Source organism: Candidatus Bathycorpusculum sp. (genome assembly GCF_009778815.1).
GTDB lineage: Archaea > Thermoproteota > Bathyarchaeia > Bathyarchaeales > Bathycorpusculaceae > Bathycorpusculum > Bathycorpusculum hydrogenotrophicum.
Window position 1 is genome coordinate 1 of the sequence record NZ_WRFL01000087.1, and the last position, 8229, is coordinate 8229.

Consider the following 8229-nt stretch of genomic DNA (forward strand, 5'->3'; position numbering starts at 1 on the left):
AAATCATTATTTGGCTTTATCGCCATTTGGACAAACCAGTTGTAGTTTCTTTATAAAGAGTGCAGGGGGTTGGATTCGCACTAAACCCTCCATGGCGACGTCGCCATTAACAAATTTTTTCGCTCAACCCCTTTTTCTATTTTAGCGTTAGAAACTATTGAGCTCAAGTTTTTCTTATCTTTCATTTTCCCTGTAGTTGAAGAAGGCTTTGAACTTCATTGTTGCTATGGTGAAAAAGTCGAGATTGATCTTTTTCGTAAGCGAAATTTTTGTTGTGTGCATATTCCAAAGGCTGTAGTGGTGCCGAGGGCAGGGTTTAACATACGCCTAATGACGATGACGCCAAACCTTCACTTTTTTGCTTTATCATGGTGATAATATGCTAACTTTCTGGGTTAAGTATTTTTTTGACTTCTTGTGCGAAGGCTGTCTCTTGATACTCTAAGATTCCTTTAGCTGCTGGTTTGTCTAAACTTAAATCTGTTCTTGTCATTATATCCATTTCTTGTGGAAGTGAGATGTTACTGGCAACTTCCATGAGTCCGCTACCCCATTTGCATTTGTGAAGTCTAAAATCATCAATTACATTTACATAATTTAGAAATTTTTCCGGTCTTAGAAAAATTAATAATTCTCTGAGAGCTTGCATTGGTTTTTCCTGTTCAAAGCGCTTTTTTAATTCTCTATGTTGTCTATGTAATTGAAGGGTTTTACTTACTGCATGAGGATCTTGATCGCTGAGTAATTCCTCTTCAATTTTTCTTATTTGCTTGAAAATTTTCGTAGAGGGCAAAGCTACGTCTATGCTCTCTTGTATATGAATGCGTGCAGTTACGGGGTAATCTTTAACATCAACTGATGAAAAACCATGGGTTAGACTCCGAGGACTTATCAGTTGAGCAGAAAGATGGTATTTTTTCCCATCCTTAAATGGTTCAGGAGAAGAGCGTTGATGAACTAACGCATTTAGTGAGCTTTCATTCATTCGGTAGTGAATTTCTATCCGAAACATTTCTAAATTTAAGCATTTTCTAAAATCAATTGCAATTTGGTTGTTACATTCAGTTTTAACTTCATTAGTGATTTCCCTTAGAACAGGTTTTAGAGCATGAATTTTTACGTTATAGACACCATTGCTATCAAACTTGAATGGCCTCTTACTTAATTTGTTGACCCATCTGGAAAAAGCGTTACCTACGGTGACTGTCGATTCATAGACTCCAATAGAATTCATGCATTCTAGTCTAAGTGAATCTTCTTTATCACACTTAATATAAGCGGACACCTGTTTTCCTATTTCAAGAAGCTCTTTAACATCTTTTACTGTTGTCATTTTCATTTCCTCTTGAGAATTGTATAAGCTCTTTCAATGGAACTAAAGTGTCCTCTGTTGCCATCAAATGCGTTCTTATTTTTATTGGTTTAACACAATTATGCCTTAAAAGATCATAAAATCTCAATGTGCATTTCAATGTTCCTCCACCTTTGGGAACTGCAACACATAAAAACGGAGAGATAAGAAAAGCCTTGGTGGTTGCTCCAGCTTCTAGGTATTCAAACATTGGAATCAGAATAGAATCCTTGACTTTCTGTTGCTCCATAATCGCTGAAACATAAACATAAGCCAATGCCTCTGTGAAGCCTTTGTCTTCCTTTACTTTCTCCATTTTATGTTGAATCAACTTCATAAGTTGATTGAACGATTTATTCTCTTGATTTTCCATTTTGAACAATGAGAGTAGTTCTGAATGCTGGGGGTACTCCTTCTTTAGTATTTCCATGCCTTCAATAACTGCCATAGCAAATCTCTCCATTGTTGTTAGAACTTCTGGAGGCAGTTTTAATTCTAAACCCCCTTTTAATTGTGAGATATCTATGTTTACGCTGGCGGCACCCTCTATGTTGATTTTTATGCATTCTTGGTTCTTTTTTATGGGAACGCTGATTGGAGATGGTTGATTGATAAGGAATGCTCGAGCGGAATGTAATATTCTATCTTCTTTCAGCGATATAGAAGTGCCATTGGAGTATTCTATGTCAATAACCAAACATGCTTGCTGAGATGGGCTCTCATTAAGAGCTGTTGCTGTTGCTGTTGAAAGTGTTCCTCCGAGGTATCCAGGTGACTTTAGAGCTTCTTTCCTTATGATTGCTCCTCCGTCAATTTTTTCATATTCGTTCACATTGAATAAACGAACAATAGACTTGAAACCAGTATATTGTAATTTAATTTTGTCGATAGAATTATCTTTCCATAACAAATAAAATGGAACTTTCTCACCCTGTAGAATATCCTCGCCTAGATAGAACTCAATATTAGTTTTTGTTTCTGAAATTTCTAAATCAGTGCTTGCCAACTGACCTGTGTCTACATTTGTCCTTTCTGCCGTTTTTTGGATGTTATTCCCCAGTAACACTTTCTTCAAACACCTCTTTTTCGTCTGTTTCAATTGTGTTTTGTAATTCTCGTAGCTTTTTTTCTAAAACTTTTTTATCAGGTAAATGTAGTTGATAGTCTGCTACAAGTGTTGGGGTCATACTGCGGCTAAGGGCATATTCAACAACGGCGGCATCTTTATCGGTGCACAATATAAGCCCCACACTTGGATTTTCGTTAGGTTTCTTAATATCTCTATCTAGCGCCTCTAAGTAAAACTGCATTTGACCTATATGTTCAGGTTTAAATTTGTCAACTTTAAGCTCGATCGCCACAAGACATGACAATTCTCTGTTGAAAAATAGCAAATCTATGAAAAAATCTGAATTTCCAACTTGTACCCGATAATTTTCACCTATAAATGAAAAATCTTTGCCGAATTCCAGTATAAAGTCCTTCAAATTTGCAACAATCGTTTTTTGTAAATCGCTTTCTTTATGTTTTTTAGGTAAATCTGCAAATTCCAATGTGTAGCTGTCACGCAAAGCCTTTAAGCCTTCACTTTTGTAGAGATATTGTTTGTTTACAAGGTCTGAGATTTCTTTGCGTTCAAACATTAAAACGTTAATTTGACGTTCTAATTCACGCGTTGAATACTTGTTTTTTGTTGCCAATGTTAAATAAAATTCACGTTCTTGGCTAGTTTTTGCTCTTGCCATTATAATCATATTGTTGGACCAGTTGATTTCTCGCGACAGTGCTGCGAGCTTTTCATTTTCTTTATAGGTTTCATAGAACTGCTTCATTCGCCACATGTTTGAGGCTGAAAATCCGTTAGGCCCCGCGTGATGTTTTTGCATAAAATCAGAAAATTCTTTAACAATAGCCTTGCCCCACCCCTCAGTTTTAACTTTTTCACTTAAATATTTGCCAATTTCCCAATACAGATCAACAACGATTTTATTGACTGTATAGTCAGCTTTTGCTTTTGCTTTTTCGTAAATTTCAAGTAATTCGTTGAATTCCTTGGCCCATTTTTGGGCTAATTCGTTAGGCATATTGTTGTCCTCTTCTAAAACTCGCGGCAGTGCTGCGAGTTTTGTTGATAAGCAGATTTTACACAAGAGAAATAGGTTTCAAGTAGTATTTTATTTTATCGACATTACTTAGTGGTTTTGTTGGTGTATTTTGCTTTTCTGTTTTCCAAATGGTTGCTAATTTTTTCAACCAAATTTTTCCATATCTTGTCATCAATTTTGCCGGCAGTGTCGTCAAAATGTTTTTGCCATATTTGGCACGCTTGGGAGTATGTGATTGGTGAATTGAGCACTATTTCTTGTCATGGTTGCGTTAGGTGCCGGACACACTCCCCGTCGATTTGCACTGGATGTTGGATTCGCACTAAACCCTCCATGGCGACATCGCCATCAGCAAATTTTTTCGCCCAACCCCTTTTTCTCTTTCAGTATTGGAAACTACTTAACGCAAAGCGTAGTTATGGAAATAAAAGGTATCAACTCTGCGGTAACGATTAAAAAACGATAGAATCTGTACATTCCATTGGATATCAGATATCAAATCATATCCGAATTAAAAGCATTTTTGTCGTTTATTTGAGTTAGGCATATATTACGGTATGGATGTTAATGGTTTATTATGTATGGATATAACCTGAATGTTAGATCTGCGAACGATACTGAATTTGGTTATACATTCATCATTGATGACTTGCTCAGCAGGTTCAAGTATTTTATCAACTGCAGTGACCAAATCACCGGGAGCAAAGAACAAACATATTCTATATCTTTTGGAAATAAAAAACCAGCTGTGAAAGCAAAAAAATACATAAATAAACCGCGGGAACACCGGAGAATATAACATGAAACAAATCGTAAATAACTTTTTGCGCAATAAAAATTGTGTAATAAACCATATCCCGTTGGCAAAGGAAAAAATACACATTATAAAGAAACTAGGCATTACCCAAGACAACCAGCATTGGCTGGAAATAAAGTGTATGCTTGAAAAACTGCATTTTGGAGAGATTTCTGTAAAAAGCGCACTCGAAACACTTTCTGCTATATCTGGTATGCCGTTGGAGGAAATCAAAAGTGATTTGTTGTTTTGTTATCAGACGGGCCTTCTTGAGTGCCATATAACCGATGTATGCAATTTGACCTGTATCCACTGTCATTACCGAAAAAAGCAGAACGCAACCCTTCCATTCAGCGCTCTGCAGGAGTATATTGAGACGCTCTGCCCGAAAGCGATTACAGTCACAGGCGGAGGTGAGCCAAATTGTTATAAAAGCCAAGGCAAGACTCACAACGACGTTACGGCCCTTTTCAAAAGCATAGACCCAGATATGGAGCTTGGATTAATCAACAATAATACCTTTATCCCAGAAGGAGATTGGTATAATCGCTATGACTGGCAGAGAACATCTGTTGACGCGATTAACAGAGAGCAATACAAATACATAAAAGGCGTTGACATGTACGATGCATGCATACATAATATCGAGCACTTCCTCGACTCTGACATATCTTTTGTGGGCATAGGCTTTCTGTTCCGCGATGAAAATATCGAGAGTATCCCCATATTTTTACAGGACTGGTTTAAACGTTATTTATCTATGTCCAAATCTGCGCAAGAGAAATTTAACATACAGTTCAGGCCTATTGCGCCTGATATTGATATCGTAGAACACTACGATTCCGGATCCATGGACAAGCGAATGGCACAGACGGTACAGGATGTTAACAAGTTAGCGGTTAATATACCTGGATTTGATTTGTTCCTTCGGGAAAAAACGAATTTTCATCATATTGACAACAGCAGTGGTTCCTATTTTCTGCATACCCCCAAGCCATTCGCGAATTGTTACAACGCCTTGCTTCATCGGGTCTTGCGTGCTGATGGGACTGAGTATCCGGATTTTCTACTTTGCAATCGGTCTGATATGGCGCTTGGAAATGTCTTGCAGACCAAACTATCACCCGATTTGGAACGCATAAAAATTGCTTTGGGAACGTTCTATTTCTACCACAGGCTTGCCGCTGAGCATTGTAATCCAAAAATTTGCCGCCAAGGTTGGGTTTCCAATGCCATTGAAACCAATTGGGCCGCGAATGTCGAAGCTATGGGATATCCACGGCAATCCTTCTTTTGAGACCCTGAATATGAATATTTATTTGGATCCAACGGACGATTGTTTACGTCGTCAAAACATAGCTATTTTTGTTGTTTCTATCAACAGATGATAGTGTAGGGTAAAATATCATTTTTGAAAGACTGCCAAAATAATTTTTGGGAACAACTCTTGTCGTGTGAACTTTCTATAATTCATCTCTTTTTCTGTTCTACCACTAACTAATGATTTCTTCAAAACGGAATTATCAGATACGCTAAAAAGTGCTACTATCGGTAGTTTCATAAGTTTACCTGCAGCAAAAGCCGCGGCGGTTTCCATTTCAATTACATTACAACCTTGCCTTAAAATATAGTCTATATGCGCAAATTGCGCGAATACTGTATCTATACTAAATGTTCGTCCGATATGCCAATTAACTTTGTTTTCTTCACAAATTTTTTTTGTTATAGATCTTGCTTTTTCAAAGAGCAGGCCATCAGGATATGCCACTTTTCCGAATACATCTTGAAGTAAATTTTCTGAAGAAATATATCTGCTTGCGCCGTCACCACAAATAGAGTATTGAGGAATGACAATATCGCCAATATTGATGTTCTCATCTAATGATCCGACTGAGCCGATAAAAACTATCTTTTTACATTTTGTTACACCTAACGATAGTAACGCGTCCATTATGACCGGTGCACCAGCTCCAGTTTTTATGTACGTCATTTTTATGTCGCCATTCTCTATATTCCAAACCTTTGTTGAAGTAAAATCTGGTGCACTGAGGTAAACCGCTCGTCCAAGAGACGGTAATATCGATGGTTCCCACCACGGCGCTATGATGATGTTTTCTTGAACTAATTCAGGTTCAATACCTACTCCATGAACACAAATATCTCGTTTAGTTGAGCCATACTTTTTCATTGCCTCAATAAAATCGTCATAAGCTATGCTGATTTCGCCATCCCCTCTACTGCTTACTCTGTGTTATACTGGTCGGTTGATTCCAGTTCTATAAACCTTGTCGATAAAAAACAATCGTCTTACGATCCAATCGACAAAAGGGGGTTGTGTTATACTTTTTCTGGTGACATATTCTTGCTGGCCAAAAATAACTTTACGCTAACTTCTTTTTCCCTTTAAGTCGTTTAATGATGACCCTATATTTTCTTCTTATCATTTGCTCTTTGAGTTATCTGAAAACGAGTTTCTCATGATAACTTTGATTTCAAAGGCGGCACTTGCATAGCAAAAGGCTGTGATTATTTCAGGTTATCTGAGGTAGTGATTTTATGTGGATGGATTAACTTGGTTCCTGTCTATAAATTCAACCACATCATCTTTATTGTATAGAATTCGGCCGATATGGAACTTTTCAATCCTATTCTCCTTTAACAAGCGATCAAAAATCTTTTTATTCTTCTCAAGTTGCTCATATTTTTCTTTAGCTATTTCATGCCATACATGTATGACACATAGTTCCTCTAATATCGCAGGTTTACCATATTTCATATATAATTTAAATGCCATCGCATTGTCCTCTCTCCCGTATCCCTCATAGTATTCATCCCAATATCCGACATCGATTAAAGCCGATTTTTTTATAAAACCAAAATTACCGATATATGTTCGTATAAGATGTCGGTCATTTTTCTTTCTCCGAACTTCTGGATTAGGCTCTGATGTCGGTATTGCATAATCACATGCTTTTTGTGTTATTTTTTCGTTGAGAAATTTTTTATTCTTTTGGTACCAACCTTTAAAAGTCCAGAGTCTAGTTGCAGACAAACCGTATTCTTTATTTTTTGCTTGTTTGACTAACTGTTCCAATATGTCTTTTTCAGGTAGCAATACATCGTCGTCCAAAAATAATATAAGCTCACTATTTGCCGCTTTAGCCCCAATATTTCGTCCCACAGATACATTATTAATTATACTGTAAATAACTTTAATTTTAGGATTTTTTTTATGTAGTCTCTGTAGAAACTTGATATTTTTTTCATCACTTGCAGTGTCAACAATAATGGTCTCAAAATTTATGTTGATTTGATTATTAATAGCTAAAATGACAGATTCAAGACAACCATTTTTATAGGTAAAATTATTATGGGTACTTATAACTATTGAAATATGCAACATTTTTGTTATGTCTTCCATTCCGAGATGGATTTGTAAACAGAAATAGTGGCCGGGTGGCTCTTTCCTAATGCCTTTTCATGGACAGTTAAAGCCTGCTCAGCTAACTCTAAGGCCTTACCATAATCCCCCTGCCCATAGGAGACATTTGCGATGTTGTAGTATGTGGTTGCTGTGTCGGGATGGTTTTTACCCAACACCGCCTCACGAATAGATAGTGTCCGCTCATACCACTCCAAGGCTTTCGCATAATCCCCCTGTTCATAGTAAAATAGTCCAATACAATCGTATGTGGTTGCTGTGTCGGGATGGTTTTTGCCCAAAGCTGTTTCACGAATAGTTCGAGCCCGTTCATACCCCTCTAAGGCCTTCACATAATTCCCCTGTTTACGACAAATGTTTGCGATGTGATGGTATGTAGTTGCAGCATCGTGGTGATCCTTACCTAATACCTTCTCACGAATAGTTAGAGCTTTTTCAAACCACACTAAGGCTTCCGCATAATTCCCTTGGCCATAATAGGCGCCTGCAAGGTTGTCGTATGTGGTTGCTGTGTCGGGATGATTTTTACCTAATA

Annotated in this window: 7 protein-coding genes; 1 reads left to right on the top strand and 6 read right to left on the bottom strand. The window is 37.3% G+C overall.

Going from position 1 to position 8229, the window contains the following annotated elements:
* Positions 1 to 382: 382 nt before the first annotated feature.
* From FWF39_RS11290 to FWF39_RS11300, 3 genes are read right to left on the bottom strand one after another with little or no spacing between them, the layout of a single operon-like run.
* The gene (locus FWF39_RS11290) at positions 383 to 1333 is read right to left on the bottom strand and encodes a hypothetical protein (protein WP_343383541.1); all 951 of its coding nucleotides are present in this window, start codon (positions 1331 to 1333) and stop codon (positions 383 to 385) included.
* The gene (locus FWF39_RS11295) at positions 1311 to 2426 is read right to left on the bottom strand and encodes a hypothetical protein (RefSeq protein WP_343383542.1); all 1116 of its coding nucleotides are present in this window, start codon (positions 2424 to 2426) and stop codon (positions 1311 to 1313) included. The genes FWF39_RS11290 and FWF39_RS11295 overlap by 23 nt, the downstream gene beginning before the upstream one ends.
* Positions 2401 to 3435, bottom strand: a complete 1035-nt coding sequence (locus tag FWF39_RS11300; RefSeq protein WP_343383543.1) for a PDDEXK nuclease domain-containing protein — start codon at positions 3433 to 3435, stop codon at positions 2401 to 2403. The genes FWF39_RS11295 and FWF39_RS11300 overlap by 26 nt, the downstream gene beginning before the upstream one ends.
* Positions 3436 to 4256: 821 nt before the next feature.
* Here FWF39_RS11300 and FWF39_RS11305 point away from each other — a divergent pair.
* The gene (locus tag FWF39_RS11305; protein ID WP_343383544.1) at positions 4257 to 5549 is read left to right on the top strand and encodes a hypothetical protein; all 1293 of its coding nucleotides are present in this window, start codon (positions 4257 to 4259) and stop codon (positions 5547 to 5549) included.
* Positions 5550 to 5657: 108 nt separating this feature from the next.
* Here FWF39_RS11305 and FWF39_RS11310 read toward each other — a convergent pair whose 3' ends face one another.
* The 3 genes from FWF39_RS11310 to FWF39_RS11320 all read right to left on the bottom strand — a co-directional run.
* The gene (locus tag FWF39_RS11310; protein ID WP_343383545.1) at positions 5658 to 6440 is read right to left on the bottom strand and encodes a phosphorylase; all 783 of its coding nucleotides are present in this window, start codon (positions 6438 to 6440) and stop codon (positions 5658 to 5660) included.
* Between the two features lie 366 nt (positions 6441 to 6806).
* Positions 6807 to 7673, bottom strand: coding sequence for a glycosyltransferase (locus FWF39_RS11315; protein ID WP_343383546.1), 867 nt, complete (start codon positions 7671 to 7673; stop codon positions 6807 to 6809).
* The coding region (locus tag FWF39_RS11320; RefSeq protein WP_343383547.1) for a tetratricopeptide repeat protein at positions 7661 to 8229 on the bottom strand (569 nt) is incomplete at its 5' end. The genes FWF39_RS11320 and FWF39_RS11315, both read right to left, overlap by 13 nt.

Excerpts from the sequence above, each read along its gene's own strand:
- FWF39_RS11290 (WP_343383541.1), bottom strand. The coding sequence starts at position 1,333 with ATGACAACAGTAAAAGATGTTAAAGAGCTTCTTGAAATAGGAAAACAG.
- FWF39_RS11300 (WP_343383543.1), bottom strand. The coding sequence starts at position 3,435 with ATGCCTAACGAATTAGCCCAAAAATGGGCCAAGGAATTCAACGAATTA.
- FWF39_RS11305 (WP_343383544.1), top strand. The coding sequence starts at position 4,257 with ATGAAACAAATCGTAAATAACTTTTTGCGCAATAAAAATTGTGTAATA.
- FWF39_RS11310 (WP_343383545.1), bottom strand. The coding sequence starts at position 6,440 with ATGAAAAAGTATGGCTCAACTAAACGAGATATTTGTGTTCATGGAGTA.
- FWF39_RS11315 (WP_343383546.1), bottom strand. The coding sequence starts at position 7,673 with ATGGAAGACATAACAAAAATGTTGCATATTTCAATAGTTATAAGTACC.